This window comes from Amycolatopsis camponoti, assembly GCF_902497555.1.
GTDB lineage: Bacteria > Actinomycetota > Actinomycetes > Mycobacteriales > Pseudonocardiaceae > Amycolatopsis > Amycolatopsis camponoti.
Genome location: NZ_CABVGP010000001.1, coordinates 1,995,894 through 2,012,726 on the forward strand (window position 1 = coordinate 1,995,894; position 16,833 = coordinate 2,012,726).

Consider the following 16,833-nt stretch of genomic DNA (forward strand, 5'->3'; position numbering starts at 1 on the left):
GACACGGTCAGCGGAGGGCGTCGCCGAGCGTGTCGCGTAGCCAGCGCTGGGCCGGGTCCGCGTCCAGGCGGGCGTGCCAGTACAGCCGGACGTCGGTCTCCGGCAGCTCCACCGGCATCGGGAACCAGCGCAGGCCCAGCGCCGGGCCGTGCTGCTCGGCGAGCCGGCCGGGGACCATGCCGACGTAGCCGCTCGACGCCACCAGCAGCGTCGCCACCGCCGACGTCGGGACCACCGCCGCCACATGCCGCCGCAGGCCGAGCGCGGCCAGCGCCTCGTCCAGCGGACCCCGGGCCAGACCGCGCCGGGACGCCGCCACGTGCGGGTGGCGGCACAGCTGCGCCGGGGTCGGACGGCGGCCGCGGCCCAGCGGGCTGTCGGCCCGGACGATGCCGACCAGCTGTTCGCGGTACAGCACCGTGGTCCGGATGTCCGGGGCCGGAGCGTCGCCGACGCCGATGTCGAGGTCGATCGAGCCGTCGCGCAGCGCCTCCGGGCTTTCGCTGCCCTCCGCGACGAAGCGCAGCGTGACGCCCGGCGCGGCCGCCGCCGTCGCTTCGACCGCCGCCGACGCCAGCGTCGCCGCCACGCCGTCGTTGATGCGGATCGTGAACGTCCGCTCGAGACCGGCCACCGAGAAGTCCACGTTGACCAGGGACGCCGCCTCCTCCAGCAGCGACCGCACCCTCGGCGCCGTGCGGAGCGCGAACGGCGTCGGTGCCATCGCGCGGCCGGCGCGCACGAGGATCGGGTCGCCCATCGCGCGCCGCAGCCGGGCCAGCGCCCGGCTCGTCGCCGGGATGGACAGGTGGAGGCGCTCGGCCGCCGCCGTCACGCTCCCGTCCCGCAGCAGCGCGTCGAACACGCGCAGGAGGTTGAGGTCGAGCTGGTCGGACATAGTTGCAGCGTACGCAACTCAGTGTTGTCGAAGTTGCGTGGCGCGACACGGCAGGCGGTTCCTACCGTCGGGCTCATGCACCTCGAGAAACGAACCGGCCTGCTCACGATCGTGTGCGCCTGCGTCGTGCTCGTCATCGGCATGGTCGCGGCGGTCAACCTCGCCGTCCCGATGCTCGCCGCGAGCGCGCTGCACCCGTCGGCGTCCGCGCTCGTCTGGATCGTCGACACCTACGTCGTCGTGTTCGCCTGCCTGGTGATCCCGGCCGGGGCGGCGGGCGACCGGTTCGGCCGCAAGGGCGTCCTGCTGGCCGGGCTCGGGCTGTTCGCCGCCGGCGCGCTGCTGTCGGCGGTGGCGCCGGACGTCGTCCCGCTGCTCGCCGGCCGGGCGCTCACCGGGGTCGGGGCCGCCGCGGTGCTGCCGAACTCGCTCGCCGTGCTGCTGCACGCCGTGCCGCCGGAGAAGAGGGCCGCGACCATCGCGACCTGGGCGTCGATGACCGGCATCGGCGGCGTCCTCGGCAACGTCGGCGGCGGGCTGGTCCTGACGGCGGGCTCGTGGCGATGGCTGTTCGCCGCCGCCGTGCCGCTCGCCCTCGTGACCGCCGCCCTGGTGGCGCGCACGGCTCCGGTGTCCTCGCGCCACGACCGCGCGCTGGACCCGCTCGGCACGGTGCTGCTGGTCGGGGCCTCGGTCGCGCTGCTCGTCGGCATCGTCCAGGGCCCGGAGGCGGGCTGGGGGAGCGCGGTCGTGGTGACCGGGTTCGCCGGCGCGGTCGTGCTGTTCGCGGCGTGGACGTTCGTCGAACTGCGGGCCGCGCACCCGCTGCTGGACCCGCGGCTGTTCCGGATCGCGGGCCTGCGCAGCGCCTGCCTCGGGATGACGACGATCTTCTTCGGCATGTTCGCGCTGTTCTACGTCAACGCGTCGTTCCTGCAGTACGCCAAGGGGTTCGGCGTCCTGGGCACCGGGCTGGGGATCATCCCGCTGACCGTCCCGATCATCGCCGGCGGCCGCCACGCCGGCCCGCTGGCCCGGCGGATCGGCCTCGACACGACCGTGGCACTGGCCTTCGCGTTCGTCGGTGGCGGCCTGCTCGGACTGTCCACAAGCGACACGACGACGCCGTACGCGGGCTACGCGGCCTGGCTGGTGGTGACCGGGATCGGGGTGACGCTGGCGCTGCCGACGCTGTCGGGTGTCATCGCCGGCTCGCTGCCGCCGGACCGGGCGGGTGTCGGCACCGGGCTGCAGGCCACCACCCGCGAATTCGGCAGCGCGCTCGGCGTCGCCGTCATCGGCACGGTCATGACCGCGGCGAGCCACGGGCCCGACTTCGTCACGGCGTTCGTCGCGGGCGCGGACGCCGGGCTGCGGGTGGTCGGGATCGTGGTGCTGGTGCTCGGCGTGCTCGTGGTGGCCGAATCGAAGGTCTCACAAGGGGTCAGGACGAGGTGAAGGCCGCCTCGAGGGTTCCCGTTTCCCTCGAGACGGCCATCGCCGGTGCAACCCCGACCCGACTTTCGACCGTGCCGGCCCTTTCGGCGGCATACCCTTCCGCCGGAAAGGCCGGCACGGACGTGCACGCCGCGACAGTGGGGACCACCGCAGCGCTCGACCCCGGGCCCCCGCCCGGTGCGCCGGAAGAAGGCCACCCCGGGGGCGTCGGGTTCCCTCGGGATGGCCCTCTCCTGGCCCGCCGGACGCTCGGTGCGCGACACGCGAGGCGGGCAGGGGGACGCTTGTTGTTCTGGGGTTCCGGGTGGCGGAGCCCCTGTTTCACAGTTGTCGTTCGGGGGTTCCGGGTGGCGGAGCCCCCGGCCCGAGGCGGAGCCTCGGTTGTCACAGTTGGGGGCCGGTCACCACACCGCCCAGCCGCGGAGGGGATGTGGTGACCGGCAAGGGACGATGGCCGCCGCGCGCAGCCACGTCCCGGCTTTCTACCTCCCCATCGGGATGGCCATGGTCGGCGGCGCCGCGGCCCCGGGCTGTGCGGCGAACGCCGTGGTGGGCGGGGCCGCCAGCGCGGGGAACGCCGTCGTGGGGATGTCGTTGGCGAACTCGCTCTCGAACTCGCGCTCGAAGGCCTGCTCGTCGAAGCCGCTCTCGAACTCCGGCGGCACCTCGGCCGCCAGGGCGGCGAGCGACGGTTCGACCGCCGGGACCTCGGGCACGACGGCGGCGGGAGCGGGCTCCGGCTCCGGAACGTAGTCGGGTGCGGGCAGCCGGCGGTCGAGCTCGGCCATCCAGTCGAGCATCGCCCGGGGCTTGTCCCACGCGGAGATGCCGACGAGCTGTCCGTCGCGGATGAAGCCGGTGATGCCGTCCGCCAGCGTCACGGTGTCCTCGGCCAGACTGGGCATCCCGCACATCTGCAGCCGCGTGTCGTACAGCGTCGACCAGGCCCGGGGGAGCGGGGTGAACGGCTTGGCGCTGGACTGGCCCATCAGCAGGTTGTCCGCCGCGTGCCGGGCCGACTCGACGGCGTTGATCCAGTGCTCGACCCGCCGCGGGGTCTCGTCGAACCGCAGGTTCGGCCAGCGCGCGATGTCGCCGGCGATGACGACGTCGGAGGCGCCTTCGGCGAACAGCTTCGAGTCGCAGAGCACGCCGTCGCTGATGTCGAGGCCGGAGCCGCGCATCCAGTCGACCGACGGGACGCTGCCGATGGCGAGCACGACGACGCTGGCGACCAGCAGCTGGTTGTTCGTCAGGTGCAGGCCGACGGTGTCCTTCGTGCTGATCCAGTGCCGCACTTCGCTCTTCATCGCGAGCTTCGCGCGGTGCTCGTGGTGCGCCTCGACGACGCCGCTGGAGACGCGGTCGCCGAAGCGGTGCAGCGGTGCCTTCGCGTGGCCGATCAGGGTGACGTCCCGGCCGATGTGCCGCATGCTCGCGGCGAACTCGTTGCCGATCAGGCCGGCCCCGATCACGACGGCCGGCTTCTTGCTGGCGTTGAGGCAGCGCCGCACGGCCATCGAGTCCTCGACCGTGCGCAGGATCCGCACGCGCGGGTCGTGCCGTGGCGACCCGGGCAGGTGCCGCGGGTAGACGCCGGTCGCGGCGATCAGGCCGTCGTACCAGAGGGACTCGCCGCCGGGCAGGTGCACGACCCGCTCGGTGGTGTCCAGGTGCGTGACCCGCGCGCCGAGGCGCCAGTGCACGTCGAGGTCCGGCAGGTAGTGCGAAAGGCCCACGTCGCTGGGCCGTTCGGTCCCCATGACGAGCGCCTTGGAGACCATCGGCCGGTGGTAGGGACGCCGCGCCTCGTCGCCGATGAGGACGATCTCGCCGTCGAAGTTCTGTTCCCGCAGCCGTTCCGCGGCGCGCAGCCCGGCGACACCCGCACCGACGATGACGATCCGGTCGCCGTCAGCCATCGAGCTCTCCTCTCATGACGACCGCCTGCATCGGGCAGCAGCGGGCCGCCATCTTCGCCTGTTCGATCGTGGTTTCGTCCAGCAGCCGCGTGTGGAAGCGCAGGCGGCCGTCCTGGCCTAGGTCGAACACGTCCGGCGCTTCCATGGCGCAGATGCCGTAGAGCTCGCACCGGTCGTTGTCGACGCTGATCCGGGGCCCGCCACCGGGCAAACGGAAGGGCATGTCAGGCCACCTGCTCTTCCACGAGTCCGATGCGTTCGAGGGTCCGGGCCGGCATGAACCGCAGCAGCGACGTCGTGACCGCCGGGACGAGCAGCGTGATGCCGCCCAGCCAGACGACCGCGAGGTGGCCGTTGGCGATCGAGCCGAACCACGCGTGCAGCGCGGTCAGCGCCACAGCCGGGTAGGCGCAGCGGTGCAGCCACAGCCAGCGGCGGTAGGAGGTGAACCGCTGCAGGCCGGCGGTGAGCGCGATGGCCAGCATGACCTCGAAGCCGACGATGCCGATGCTGTGCCGGGTCTCCTGGCCCGACAGGAAGGGGAGGAACAGGTACTGCAGGCTGTACGGCTGGACCGTGAGGTAGAAGAAGCCCAGCGCGTGGATGCCGCCGAAGATCAGCGTGCCGGTGGCGAGCACCATGTGGGAGCTGCGGAGTGCCTTGCGGCCGGTGACCGAGCGCACCCAGCCGGTGGCGGTGAGCACGCCCCAGGTGAGCGTGAGCATCATCGCCGCGTAGGACGCGCGGGCGGCGAACGCCGCGAGACCGCGGGCCGCCGGGTCCGTCTTGGGCTGGAACTGCTGCGTGAGGAAGATCGTCGCGTCGTGCCAGGTCTCAACCATGACTGCCCCCGGTTCTGACGGTGGCCGGCCGGCGCGTCGCCTTGGCGCGGCCGCGGTTGCCCTTGATCTGGCGCAGCACGTAGAAGAGACCGCCACCGACCAGCAGGAACAACGCTCCCACCACGGCGATCTGCGAGGTGTCGAGGCCGAGCGGCTGCCCGGCGGGCGCGGACGTCGCGGAGACGACCGGTGCGGGAAGCGCCGTGTAGTCGACCATGCCGGTGCTCTCGAGCATCGTCATGTGCCGCATGACGGCCTGGTTGCCGACGGTCGCGAACGCGCGCACGTCGTCGTTGCGGGTGCCGGCGCGCAGCTGCGCGAGGACGGCGAACACCGCGCCGTGCGCCGAGCGGAGCCGGTTGGCGAAGACGCTGTCGAACGCCGGCCCGGGGGCCGCGTTCATCTCTTCGAGGAGCCAGCCGCGCTGCTCGTCCGACGGCTGGTCGGGCACCGGCGAGTTGAGCTTCGCCGACAACGCGCGGGTGGCGACGTCGAGCCGGCCGTGGTCCATCATGATCGCGAAGCCGACCGCCTGGACCTTCGGGCTGCCCTTCTGCATCGCCATCATGCCCGAGGGCATCTCCCACAGCCCGGCCTGGCGGACCTTGTTCAGCAGGATGGCGTCTTCGGGGGAGATACCGGTGCTCGTCTGGGCGATCGAGGCCGGGGACACCGACGCGAGCAGGGTCAGCACCGCGACCAGCACGAACAGGATCCGGACCACCGGGCGGGAACGCTCGGGCGAGGACGGCGGGGCGAACTCCGGACCGGCGAACTCAGAGGCCGAAAGCATTGGTCCTCCACTCGTCCTGGGTCAGCGTGATCTTCTTGCCGTCCGGCGCGATCGGGTACCAGGCCTGGTCGGCACCCTGACCGGAGGTGTCGGCCGGCTCGCTGTCACCGACGAAGTGGTAGAGCGGCCAGCCGGCGAGAGTGGCCTGCTGGGTGCCGTCGTCGCGGGTGAGCTCGCCGATCAGCGACTGGTCGACGTCGATCGGCGCGGGACCGCCGGTCTTGACGGGGATCCACTTGGTCGCGCAGGCGTCGTTGCAGTTCGACCGCGGCGGGTTGGTCGAGTCGCGGTCGTAGCGGTAGATCGTGTATCCGGTTCCGTCGACGAGCATCAGGCCGAGGTCGAAGGTCTTCGCACCCCTGAGCTGGCTCTTCATCGGGTCGTTCGGGTTGGCCGTGATGGGCTGCGGCATGGCGAGGGTCATCGGGGCCTGCATACCGGGCATCTGCATACCGGCGCCGCCGCCCGCCGCGTAGCCACCCGAGGTGGCCGCGCCGGCGGTACAGGCGGTGAGCAGGGCGAGTGCGGTGAGGCACACGGCGGCGGGGACCACCGTTCGGGGAATGCGTATCACTGCTCCTCCGTGGGCATGACTACGCGCAGTAGCCTGGGGTGAGGCGAAAATGCGCGCGAAAGATCCACAATGGACAATCAGTCCGGAGTGGATGCGGAGCGTTGCGGGGGACAACGCGTTGTCGGGGGTCTTCGGTAGGGGATACGGACACGGTCGGGAAACGGTTCAAAAAAGTTTTGCCCCCCGCGTTGCGGCATTTGGTACTAGACGTACGCCGTCCGGCCCACCAGGATGTCCCGCGTGGGACGGCACACTCGAGCGCTGAGACCCGTCGAAGATCATGAAGTCGTCGGTGTTGAGCCCAACGACGCCCATGACGATCTGGCGAAGGCGCTCTACCAGGAGTTCGGCGGGTCCCTCATGGCGTTCGCGCTCCGGCTGACCGGCCACGACCGGCAGTGGGCCGAAGACGTCGTGCAGGAGACCCTGATCAAGGCGTGGCGGAACGCGGACAAGCTCGACCGCCAGCCGGAGATGCTGCGCGCGTGGCTGTTCACGGTCGCCCGGCGCACCGTCATCGACGGCTGGCGCAGCCGGAGCGTCCGCCCCCAGGAGCTCGAGGAGATCGAGTCCGACGCGATCGCGGTGTCCGACGAGTCGGACCGGACGCTCGCGGCGATGATCGTCTATGAGGCGCTGCAGGGCCTTTCGCCCGAGCAGCGGGAGGCCATCCAGCAGACCTACCTGCGCGATCGCACCGTGAACGAGGTGGCGGCGACCCTCGGGGTACCGCCGGGCACCATCAAGTCCCGCATCCACCACGCCGTCCGCGCGCTGCGCCGGGCCCTGCGTGAGCGGGGGTGAACTGAGGGTGGCCGGGTCCGCACACACCGACGTCGCCGCGTACGTGCTCGGCGTCCTCAGCGAGGCCGAGAGCACCCAGTTCGAAGCCCACCTCATGAACTGCCCGCACTGCCAGCTCGACCTGATCGAGCTCTACCAGCTGCCGGACGTCCTCGACCTCGTGAAGCGCAGCTGGCCGGAGCCCCCGATGCCCGCGCCGGGCCCGCGCACCCTCGCCCCCGGGCCCCGCGTGCTGCGCGGCCTGATGGAAGAGGCCTCGGTCAAGCGCCGCCGCCGCAAGCGCCTCGGCATCATCGCCGGCGCCGCCGCCGCCGCCCTCGTCGTGGCCGGCCCGCTGGTGACCCTCGCGGTCCGGCCGGCCGACGCCGTCCCGCCCGCGTCGCTCTCGGCGCCGAGCACCAAGCAGCCCCCGCCGGTGACGAGCGTCCTGGCGACGAGCGTCCCGGCGCCGTCCAGTGGCGCGCCGAGCCAGCCCGGTGGCGGTCAGATCTACGGCCGCGGCAGCGGCAGCGGCGGCTCCGCCGTCAGTGCCGTCGTCACGGTGTCCCCGGTGGAGTGGGGCAGCCGCGTCGACCTCGAGCTGCGCGGCATCGTCGGGCCGTTGAAGTGCCAGCTGTTCGCCATTTCGACGACGGGCGACGCCCGCGTGGTGTCCGGCTGGTCGGTGCCGCCCAAGGGCTTCGGCATCCCCGGCTCACCGGAGCCGTTGCGGCTGCAGGGTTCCGTTTCGCTGGCGATGGACCAGATCTCCCGGTTCGAGGTCCGCGGCGACGACGGCACGGTCCTCGTCGTCGTGCAGCGCTGAGTTTTCCTTCCCCGTACCCGGCGCCCCGCCGGGTGTTCCGCGTGCCGTCGTCGTGAACCACGGGCGTCGCCGAGTCGTGGTTCACGGTATGAGCGAGACTTCATTTCCGCGGTCGCACCGCCATGACCTGGATAAATGGCGTCCGGTTGCGCTTCGCTTGATAACGAACAGATAACGGGCTGGTCGCTTTTGAACCTCGGGCCGCTCACGTCCGTATCCCCCAATGCATCCCCCGATGCATCCCGACAGCCGGAACCAGAGCTCCCCGCGGGTTCCGTGCGATCTCGACCTCAACCAACGGTAGTTCTTGCCCGGGCCGCCGCGCTATTCGGCGTGCCCGGAATAACGAACGAGGTGAACTAGTCTATGGCCCGGAATTCTCGGTCCCCCGTGACGGGCAAGCATCGCGTCGCCCGCCGTACCAAGATCGCCATGGGCGCGATCGGCCTGGCGATCGCGGTCGGCGCACTCGCCGTCGCGGTCAGCACGGGCCGCACGGGCGAAGCGAGCGCGGACCCCGCGGACCCGTCGTTCTTCATCGACATCAACAAGGTTCCCGCCGGCAACAACGTCAACGCGGCCTTGAAGAAGAAGGGTGCGCAAGGGTCCTTCACCGTCGACTGTGGAACGAACGCGGACGGCGCGCACCACAACCCGGACAACTTCATCGCGCAGCCCGGGATCAAGAACGGCGCGCAGCACCTGCACGACTACGTCGGCAACGTGACGACCGACGCCGATTCGAGCCTCAAGAGCCTGCTCGCCGGCGACACCACCTGCAAGAACGGTGACAAGTCGGCTTACTTCTGGCCCGTGATCCGCATCGACCGCGAAGACAACGCGGCGAACGAGAACGAGAACCAGAAGGCGCAGCAGAAGCAGCAGGGCAAGACCGGCGACGTCCAGCAGGACCAGAGCGCCAAGGATGCCCAGGCCGCGGACGCCGCCGGTCAGGGCCAGGACGCGCAGGACCAGAACGCGCAGGACCAGCAGGGCCAGGACGCGAACGCCCAGGACCAGCAGGACCCGAACGCCCAGGACCAGAACGCGCAGGACCAGAACGGGCAGCAGCAGAAGCGCCGGAACACCGGTGGCGGCGCGACCCGCAACGGTGACGCGAGTGCCCAGCAGCAGGACGGGCAGAACCAGCAAGACCAGCAGCAGGCCCAGGACCGCCGTCGCGGCGGCCAGAACGGTGGTCAGAACAACGGCGGCAAGAACGGCAACCAGAGCAGCTCGGCCGCCGCACCGCCGGCCGAGGAGCTCGGCGGACCCGAAGGCGCGAACGAAGAGGTCGGCGACAACGACGGCGAGATCGTCGAGCCGGAGTCCGCGACCCTGAAGTTCATCGGCGGTGGCGCGCAGAACGTCGTCGCGATGCCGCTCGGCCTGAAGATCCTCTACGGTGACGCCAAGCAGAGCACCAACGGCCCGGCCAACGCCCGGCCCAGCTGGACCTGCACCGGGTTCGAGGACCGCCTGACCGACCTCTACCCGATCTGCCCGGCGGGCAGCAAGGTGGAGCGGATCCACGCCTTCCCGAACTGCTGGGACGGCAAGAACACCGACAGCGCGAACCACCGCACGCACATCGTGTTCGCGAACCAGCAGGGCAAGTGCCCGCAGGGCTTCAAGAACGTGCCCCAGCTGCAGGTGACGCTCGTCTACGACGTCCCGCAGGACGTCCAGCAGAAGGGCCAGTACAAAGTGGACGCGTTCGCCCAGGAAAAGCACAACCCGCGGTCCGACCACGACGACTTCGCGAACGTGATGAGCCGCAAGATCATGGGTCGCCTGGTCAACTGCATCAACTCCGGCAAGGCCTGCGCGGAATAGTCCTTCCGCACCAGCCAGTCCACGCCAGGAGGGAGAACGTCCGATGAACCGTGCTCGTCCGAGTGCTGTCGCACTGTCCGCCGCCATCGCCGGTCTCGCGCTGGTCGCGGCCTGCGGGACCAACCCGTACGCCACGTCCGGTGCCGTCCAGCAGGTGTCGCTCGGCGCACAGCAGCAGCTCTCGGCGAGCACGGTTCAGGCCGCCCCCGGGGCCGGCCAGGCCCAGCTGGTCACGTCCACTGTGGAGGGTCTCGGCGCGGTCCTCGCCGACGCCGAAGGCCACACGCTCTACCGCTACGCCAAGGACACTGCGAAGCCGCCGAAGGTCGCTTGCGTCGACGGCTGCGCGGATATGTGGCCACCGCTGCTCTCCGACTCCCCGGCACTGGCCGCCGGGGTGGACGCCCAGCTCGTCAGCCTGGTCACCCGGCCCGACGGCCGCAAGCAGGTGACGGTCGGCGGCTGGCCGGTGTACCGCTACGCCAAGGACACCGGCTCCGGCATCGCGCTCGGCCAGAACGTCAGCGCGGACTGGGCGGCGATCACGCCGGCGGGGGAGAAGGCGGCCGCGGCGGCGGGTGAGCCCGCCGCGAAGACCAGCATCGGCACCGCCGACATCGGCGGTCTCGGCCCGGTCCTGACCGACCCGGCCGGGCGCACGCTCTACCTGTTCACCCGGGACGGCCGGGGTTCCGGATCGTCCACTTGCGACGGTGCCTGCGCACGGACGTGGCCACCGCTGCTCGTCGACGGCCGGATCACCGTCGCCGAAGACATCGACACCGGCCTGGTCGGGCAGATCACCCGGGCCGACGGCAGCAAGCAGGTCACCGTCGGCGGCTGGCCCGTGTACACCTACGCCAAGGACGGCGCGCCCGGCGAGGCGAACGGCCACGGCGCCGGGAACACCTGGTACGCCATGGAACCCAATGGCTGCAAGGTCGACCCGTCGCGCCGGCCGGACAACTCCATCGCGACGGCCTCTTCCAGCGGGTACTGACCCGCTCCCCGAACCCCGGCCCGGCGGACACTTCCCTCCACCTCACCCCCCTCGTCCGCCGGGCCGGTCGCACCACCCGAAGTACCGCGGGACCCCCGTCCCGCGCCCCGAGCCCCGGCCCGGGTGGACGCTTCCCTCCACCTCACCCCCCAATGTCCCCCCGGGCCGGGATTCCTCACCCCCCACCGATCCGGCTCCGCCGGATCAGCGAAGGAGGAAACAGGCGGGCGCTTCCCCGCCCCGCGAGTTCCGGCCGGTGGACGCTTCCCTCCACCTCACCCCCCGAGTCCACCGAGCCGGAACTCCTCCCTCACCCCCGTGATGCCCCTCCAATCACGCAAGATGCCTCCCCGATCACGCGAGATGCCCCTCCGATCACGCGAGATGCCTCCCCAGTCACGCGAGTTCCGTCCCAGTCACGCGAGATGCCCCACCGGTCACGCGTGATGCCTCCCCAGTCACGCGAGTTCCGTCCCAGTCACGCGAGATGCCCCACCGGTCACGCGTGATGCCCCACCAGTCACGCGAGATGCCTCTCCAGTCACGCGAGATGCCCCACCAGTCACGCGAGATCCGTCCCTAGTCACACGAGTTCTGCCTTCAGCCACGCGAGATCCGCCTCCAGACACGCGAGTCACGCCTCCGATCACGCGAGATCAGCCCCAGACTTCCCGGCCCGCCGGCCGCCCCTCGGTCACCCGGCCGGAGCCCCTCAAAAAAAGACCCCGGTCCGGTGGATGCTTCCCTCCACCTCACCCCCCTCATCCCCCGGACCGGCCTACGCTGCGGTCCCCGTGCTCCGGCACGGGGACCGCGGCCCAGAAGTCCAGCGGCACGCGCCCGGTTCCGCGGCCGGCCGCGTCGAGCAGGCGGCCCATCAGCTTGACGTTCCGCAGCGTCACCGCCCGGCCGGTGATCTCCAGCCACGGCAGCTTCGCCGCCAGCACCGCTTCCAGCGCCAGCGTGTCGTGCTGCGAAGGCAGCCACACCACCAGCATCAGGTTCGCCGCCCCGGTGAGGCCCGCGCACATGCGCACCTCCGGCAGCATCGCCAGCGACCGCGCGGTCGTCTCCAGCTTGTCCGGCGGCACCCGCAGCCACAGCGTCACCGTGACCGGCGCCGGCGACACCGACCGCGCGATCTCGCACCGGACGCGGATCGCGCCCCGAGCCAGCAGGGCGTCCAGCCGGCGCCGCACCGTCGTCGCGCCGACGCCGAGTTCGATCGCCAGTGCTGCCGCCGACGCCCGGGCGTCCACGCCGAGGGCCAGGATCAGCGCCCGGTCCGCGTCGTCGAACCGCAGGGGCGCCCGGTTCTTCGCCGGCTTCACCGACAGCGCCTCGCGCTGACCCGGCGAGATCGCCCGCACCCGCCACCGGCTGCCCTCGGTGAACATCCGCGGCGACAGCACCGTGCGCACCCGCGTCACCCCGGGCACCGCCGACACCCGGTCCAGCACGTGCGCGCCCAGCTCCCGCAGAGACGGCGCGACGACGTGGGCGAGCAGGTCGCACGGCCCGGCCACGTACTCGACGGTGACCACCTGGGGGTCCGCGGCCAGCGCGGACGCCACCGAAAGAGCGGTCCCGGGCGCACAGTCGATCTCGACGAACGCCAAGGCCAGCTGCGCGGTCAGCTCCCCGCCGATGTACGCGGTCAGCCACGCGTCGCCGCGCTCGACCAGCGTGTCCCAGTGCCGGGCGGCGGTCACCGCGCCCAGGCCGAGCGCGCGGCCCAGCGTCGACCACGACGCGCGCGGCGCCGCCTGCAGCGCGTCGACCAGTTTGAGGTCCTGCTCGGTCAACATGGCGGATTCTTCGCTCATCGGCTCTCGCAACGGTGGTTTCGGTGTTTTTCTCCGGCCATTGTGCTCGACACTTGCATGATCTGCGGATGACCCTGCGCTCGGACGCCGCCGCCCTGCTCGACGACCTGGTCGCCCTCCGCCGCGACCTGCACCGCATCCCCGAGATCGGCCTGCACCTGCCGCGCACCCAGGAGCGGGTCCTCGCGGCCCTCGACGGCCTGCCCCTCGAACTCAGCCTCGGCAAGAACCTCTCGTCGATCACGGGAGTCCTCCGTGGCGGCAAGCCCGGCGGAACCGTCCTGCTGCGCGGCGATATGGACGCGCTCCCGGTGACCGAGGCCAGCGGCGAGGAGTTCAGCTCGACCCTCGACGGCGCCATGCACGCCTGCGGCCACGACCTCCACACGGCGGGGCTGGTCGGCGCGGCCCGCCTGCTCGCCGCCCGCCGCGAGGAACTCGCCGGCGACGTCGTCTTCATGTTCCAGCCCGGCGAAGAAGGCTGGGACGGCGCCGGCGTCATGATCGACGAAGGCGTCCTGACAGCGTCCGGCAAGCACGTCGACGCCGCGTACGGCCTGCACGTTTCGGCCGCCAGCTACGCGAAGGGCCAGTTCACCGCCCGCCCCGGCACGCTGATGGCGGCCTCGGGCGCCCTCGAGGTCCGCGTGCGGGGCGAAGGCGGCCACGGCTCGTCGCCGCACGACGCCCGCGACCCGATCCCGGCGGCCTGCGAGATGGTCACCGCCCTCCAGACGATGGTGACGCGCACCTTCGACGTCTTCGACCCGGTCGTGGTCACCGTCGGCTCGTTCCACGCCGGCACCCGGCGCAACATCATCCCGGACGACGCGGTGTTCGAGGCGACGCTGCGGTCGTTCTCGCCCGAGGTCGCGGCCCGGGTGGGGGAGAAGGCGGTGCAGGTCTGCCGCGGCATCGCCGACGCGCACGGCCTCGACATCGACGTCACCTACGAGCCGGAGTACCCCGCGACGGTCAACGACGCGGCCGCCTACGACTTCGTCGCCGACACGATCCGTGACGTCTTCGGGGAGGAGCGGTTCACCGAGATGGCCGATCCGATCACCGGCTCGGAGGACTTCTCCCGCGTGCTCGAACGCGTTCCCGGCGCGTACCTGTTCCTCGGCGCGTGCCCGGCGGACCCGGAAACCGCGCCGGACAACCATTCCCCGCGGGCCCGCTTCGACGACAGCGTGCTCGGTGACGGCGCCGCGCTGCTGGCCGAGCTCGCCGTCCGCCGCCTCGGGCTCCTGGCCGGGTGACCCCGTGCGCAGCTACCACTGGCCTCCGCTGCTGCCCGTGCTCGCGCTGGTCCTGATGCCGTTCCTGCCGTTCGTCAACACGACCGGGCTGTGGCTCGGGCTGCCGCGGATGATGGTGTGGGGCGCGTTCTGGTGCCTCATGTTCACCCCGGCGCTGCTGCTGTCCGAACGCCTGCTGCGCGGGCGGGAGGACGAGTCGTGATCCTCGCCTTCACCCTCGTGGGCATCGTCCTGATCGGTGTCCTCGGCTTCGTCGGCCGGCGCAAGCCCGTCGCCGACCTGGCCGAGTGGACGGTCGGCGGGCGGCGCTTCGGCGCGCTCACCATGTGGTTCCTGCAGGCGGGCGAGGTGTTCACCACCTTCACCTTCCTGGGCATGGCCGGCCTCGCGTTCTCCGGCGGCGTCGCGGCGATGTACGCGCTGCCGTACGTGCCGATCGCCTACGTCGTGCTGTTCTTCCTCGCGAAGCGCCTGTGGACGATGGGGAAGGAGCGCGGCTACCTCACGCAGGGCGACTTCCTCGAGGACCGTTACTCCAGCCGGGCGCTCGGGACGGTGTCCGCGGTACTCGGCGTCGTGTTCGTGCTGCCGTACCTGCAGCTGCAGATCACCGGGCTCGGCCTGATCGTCCGGCTGGTCACCGGCGACAGCGCGTCCGGCACGCTGAGCATGGTCACCGGCAGCGTGCTGGTGGTCGCGTTCGTGCTGTGGGCCGGGCTGCGCGGCGTCGCGGCGACGTCCTACTTCAAGGACGGGATCATGCTGGTCGCGCTGGTGGTGCTGGCCATCGCCGTGCCGACGCACTTCGCCGGCGGGATCGGGGGTGTGTTCCGCAAGATCGAGCAGCTGCACCCGGAGAAGCTGATCGTCCACAGTGGAGCGAACGACCACGTCTGGTTCGTGACGAGCATGCTGGTCAGCGCGATCGGCGTCGGCCTGATGACGCTGCCGCACTCGTGGCCGGCGCTGATGTCGGCGCGCGACCCGAAGGTGCTGCGGCGCAACTACGCCTGGATGCCGGTGTACGAGCTGTGCCTGCTGCTGCCGATGATCATCGGGTTCGCGGCGATCCTCGTGGTGTCCAAGGGGAGTGACCCGAACGGCGTATTGCTGACGCTGTCGAAGGACGCCTTGCCCGGGTGGGTGACGGGCATCGTCGTGGTCGCCGCGACGGCCACCGCGATGGTCCCGGCGGCCGGGATCCTGATCGGCATCTCGTCGCTGGTGGCGCGCAACATAGTCCGCGTCCGCAGCGGCCGCAAGCAGTTCTGGATCAACCACGGCACGGTTGTGCTCGCGAGTACTCTTGCCCTCGTGCTGGGCATCTTCCGGCCGGACCTGCTGGCCAACCTGCTGTTGCTCACCTATTCGGGGTCGGTCCAGCTGGCCCCGGCGAACCTGCTGGGCTTCCTGCGGCGGGTGCCCGTCGGCAAGGGCCCGGTGTTCGCCGGGCTGATCGCCGGCGAGCTCGTGGTCGTGTACCTGACCTTTGTGGACACCCATCTGGCCGGCACGGTCAACGTGGGCTTGATCGGGCTCGGCGTCAACGTCGTCGTCCTCGCACTGGCCGCGGCGGCGCGGCGACAGACTTCTCCCGTGGAGGCGGCGTGACGCGCACGGTTTTCACCGGTGGTTCGGTGTTCGACGGCACCGGGTCCGAGCCGGCGGCGGCCGACGTCGTCGTCGAGCACGGCCGGATCGTCGAGGTCGGCACGGACCTGGACGGCGACGAGGGCGTCGACTGTTCCGGCGCGGTGCTGCTGCCGGGGCTCTTCGACTGCCACGTGCACGTCACGGTGTCGGACATCGGGCTGATGTCGCGCGTGCAGAAGCCGTTCTCCTACCAGTTCTACGAAGCCGCGCGGAACCTGTGGGCGACGCTCGGGCTGGGCATCACGACGGTGCGCGACGCGTCCGGCGCGGACCTCGGCATCAAGCAGGCGGTGGACGACGGGCTGATCCCGGGGCCGCGGATGCAGATCTCGATCGGGCTGATCAGCCAGACCGGCGGGCACGGCGACAGCTGGAACCCGTCGAGCATCTGCGTCCCGCTGCTGGTGCCGCACCCCGGCCGCCCGGACGCGACGGCCGACGGCCCCGACGAGATGCGCCGCGTCGCCCGGACGCTGCTGCGCGCCGGAGCGGACGTGCTGAAGGTGTGCACGACCGGCGGCGTGCTGTCCCCGCGCGACGACCCGCGGCATTCGCAGTACACGCCGGAGGAGCTGGAGGTCCTGGTCGCCGAAGCGGCGGCGCAGGGCCGCCCGGTGATGGCGCACGCCCAGGGCGCGGCGGGCATCAAGAACGCGGTGCGGGCGGGCGTGCGCTCGATCGAGCACGGCATCTACCTCGACGACGAGGCGATCGAGCTGATGCTGGGCCACGGGACGTGGCTGGTCCCGACGTTGATCGCCCCGGTCAACGTGGTCCGCGCGGCCGATGCCGGGGTGGATTTGCCGGCGTCCGTGGTGGCGAAGGCGCGTGAAGTGGTGGAGGTGCACCGGGATTCGGTGCGCCGCGCGTACGCGGCGGGGGTCCGGATCGCGATGGGAACGGACAGCGGGGTCGGGCCGCACGGCACGAACCTGGAGGAGCTGGCGTTGATGGCGGCGTGCGGGATGACGCAGGCGGACGTCCTGGAGGCGACGACGTCCTCGGCGGCGCGGTTGATGGGGCTGGACGGGGAGCTGGGGCGGATCGAGCCGGGGCTGCGAGCGGATCTGGTCGTGGTGGCGGGGGATCCCTATGACTTCCCGGGGTTGGCTTCGAACATCCGGGAGGTGTGGAAGGACGGGGTCCGGGTGGTATGACGC

16 protein-coding genes are annotated in these 16,833 nt (G+C 71.4%); 9 read left to right on the forward strand and 7 right to left on the reverse strand.

From position 1 onward, the window contains the following. Positions 1-7: 7 nt before the first annotated feature. A complete protein-coding gene (locus AA23TX_RS09630; protein ID WP_155542216.1) occupies positions 8-898 on the reverse strand; it encodes a LysR family transcriptional regulator in 891 nt (296 codons plus the stop codon). A 111-nt stretch (positions 899-1,009) separates the two neighbouring features. On the opposite strand from AA23TX_RS09630, the gene AA23TX_RS09635 reads away from it, so the two are divergent. Then, positions 1,010-2,356, forward strand: a complete 1,347-nt coding sequence (locus tag AA23TX_RS09635) for an MFS transporter (protein WP_155544342.1) — start codon at positions 1,010-1,012, stop codon at positions 2,354-2,356. A 482-nt stretch (positions 2,357-2,838) separates the two neighbouring features. On the opposite strand, the gene AA23TX_RS09640 is transcribed toward AA23TX_RS09635, so the two are convergent. Genes AA23TX_RS09640 through AA23TX_RS09660 form a run of 5 tightly spaced genes read right to left on the reverse strand, consistent with a single transcriptional unit; the run spans position 2,839 to position 6,487 of the window. Beyond that, on the reverse strand, positions 2,839-4,278 hold the full coding sequence (locus AA23TX_RS09640) for an NAD(P)/FAD-dependent oxidoreductase (protein WP_155542217.1): 1,440 nt from the start codon (positions 4,276-4,278) through the stop codon (positions 2,839-2,841). Beyond that, on the reverse strand, positions 4,271-4,501 hold the full coding sequence (locus tag AA23TX_RS09645; protein ID WP_086675010.1) for a ferredoxin: 231 nt from the start codon (positions 4,499-4,501) through the stop codon (positions 4,271-4,273). Before AA23TX_RS09645 ends, AA23TX_RS09640 begins: the two co-directional genes overlap by 8 nt. 1 nt (position 4,502) lies before the next feature. Continuing rightward, the gene (locus tag AA23TX_RS09650; RefSeq protein ID WP_155542218.1) at positions 4,503-5,120 is read right to left on the reverse strand and encodes a ferric reductase-like transmembrane domain-containing protein; all 618 of its coding nucleotides are present in this window, start codon (positions 5,118-5,120) and stop codon (positions 4,503-4,505) included. Continuing rightward, positions 5,113-5,913 (reverse strand): DUF4142 domain-containing protein, encoded by an 801-nt coding sequence (locus AA23TX_RS09655; RefSeq protein ID WP_155542219.1) that lies wholly within the window; start codon positions 5,911-5,913, stop codon positions 5,113-5,115. The genes AA23TX_RS09650 and AA23TX_RS09655 overlap by 8 nt, the downstream gene beginning before the upstream one ends. Further along, positions 5,897-6,487, reverse strand: a complete 591-nt coding sequence (locus AA23TX_RS09660; protein ID WP_155542220.1) for a hypothetical protein — start codon at positions 6,485-6,487, stop codon at positions 5,897-5,899. The genes AA23TX_RS09655 and AA23TX_RS09660 overlap by 17 nt, the downstream gene beginning before the upstream one ends. A gap of 240 nt (positions 6,488-6,727) precedes the next feature. Here AA23TX_RS09660 and AA23TX_RS09665 point away from each other — a divergent pair, with 240 nt between their 5' ends. The 4 genes from AA23TX_RS09665 to AA23TX_RS09680 all read left to right on the forward strand — a co-directional run bounded on the left by AA23TX_RS09665 (position 6,728) and on the right by AA23TX_RS09680 (position 10,932). Continuing rightward, positions 6,728-7,291: a sigma-70 family RNA polymerase sigma factor gene (locus tag AA23TX_RS09665; protein ID WP_155542221.1), complete on the forward strand. Its 564-nt coding sequence runs from the start codon at positions 6,728-6,730 to the stop codon at positions 7,289-7,291. Positions 7,292-7,298: 7 nt separating this feature from the next. Further along, positions 7,299-8,096 (forward strand): zf-HC2 domain-containing protein, encoded by a 798-nt coding sequence (locus AA23TX_RS09670; RefSeq protein WP_155542222.1) that lies wholly within the window; start codon positions 7,299-7,301, stop codon positions 8,094-8,096. A 366-nt stretch (positions 8,097-8,462) separates the two neighbouring features. Next, complete coding sequence (locus AA23TX_RS09675) at positions 8,463-9,932, forward strand: DUF1996 domain-containing protein (RefSeq protein WP_155542223.1); 1,470 nt, start codon at positions 8,463-8,465, stop codon at positions 9,930-9,932. Positions 9,933-9,975: 43 nt separating this feature from the next. Continuing rightward, positions 9,976-10,932, forward strand: coding sequence for an SCO0930 family lipoprotein (locus AA23TX_RS09680; protein WP_155542224.1), 957 nt, complete (start codon positions 9,976-9,978; stop codon positions 10,930-10,932). A 761-nt stretch (positions 10,933-11,693) separates the two neighbouring features. Here the strand turns inward: AA23TX_RS09680 and AA23TX_RS09685 are convergent. After that, positions 11,694-12,758, reverse strand: a complete 1,065-nt coding sequence (locus AA23TX_RS09685; protein WP_230862404.1) for an Lrp/AsnC family transcriptional regulator — start codon at positions 12,756-12,758, stop codon at positions 11,694-11,696. Between the two features lie 68 nt (positions 12,759-12,826). Between AA23TX_RS09685 and AA23TX_RS09690 the strand changes: the two genes are divergently transcribed. Genes AA23TX_RS09690 through AA23TX_RS09705 form a run of 4 tightly spaced genes read left to right on the forward strand, consistent with a single transcriptional unit; the run spans position 12,827 to position 16,830 of the window. Beyond that, complete coding sequence (locus AA23TX_RS09690; RefSeq protein WP_155542225.1) at positions 12,827-14,020, forward strand: M20 metallopeptidase family protein; 1,194 nt, start codon at positions 12,827-12,829, stop codon at positions 14,018-14,020. 4 nt (positions 14,021-14,024) lie between these two features. Next, positions 14,025-14,222 carry a hypothetical protein gene (locus tag AA23TX_RS09695; protein WP_155542226.1) on the forward strand — a complete coding sequence of 66 codons (198 nt, stop codon included), beginning with the start codon at positions 14,025-14,027 and terminating at the stop codon, positions 14,220-14,222. After that, a complete protein-coding gene (locus AA23TX_RS09700; protein ID WP_155542227.1) occupies positions 14,219-15,631 on the forward strand; it encodes a sodium:solute symporter family protein in 1,413 nt (470 codons plus the stop codon). Before AA23TX_RS09695 ends, AA23TX_RS09700 begins: the two co-directional genes overlap by 4 nt. Further along, on the forward strand, positions 15,628-16,830 hold the full coding sequence (locus AA23TX_RS09705) for a metal-dependent hydrolase family protein (RefSeq protein WP_155542228.1): 1,203 nt from the start codon (positions 15,628-15,630) through the stop codon (positions 16,828-16,830). The genes AA23TX_RS09700 and AA23TX_RS09705 overlap by 4 nt, the downstream gene beginning before the upstream one ends. The last annotated feature ends 3 nt before the right edge of the window (positions 16,831-16,833 follow it).